At 48.3% G+C, this 298-nt stretch carries 1 protein-coding gene; it reads left to right on the top strand.

Features of this window, described 5'->3' with window-relative positions:
- The coding region (locus A0739_RS09825) for an ABC transporter ATP-binding protein (RefSeq protein ID WP_155718984.1) at positions 1-298 on the top strand (298 nt) is incomplete at both ends.

Genomic DNA, 298 nt, shown 5'->3' with positions numbered 1-298 from the left:
GTCCGTCAGGATGTGGGAAATCCACAACGCTGCGTATGATTGCGGGTCTTGAGGATATCACAGAAGGAACAGCGTCGATTGATGGTAAAGTGGTCAATGATGTGGCACCAAAAGACCGCGATATCGCCATGGTCTTCCAGAACTATGCCCTCTATCCACACATGACAGTCTACGACAACATGGCTTTCGGGCTTAAACTTCGCAAGTACAGCAAGGAAGATATTGACAAGCGGGTGCAAGAAGCAGCTGAAATCCTTGGTTTGAAGGAATTCTTGGAGCGTAAACCAGCGGACTTATC

It is taken from the genome of Streptococcus oralis (assembly GCF_001588645.1).
Lineage (GTDB): Bacteria > Bacillota > Bacilli > Lactobacillales > Streptococcaceae > Streptococcus > Streptococcus oralis_AB.
Note: the sequence above shows the minus strand (reverse complement) of the source record. Positions and strands in the feature narration are given on the sequence as shown.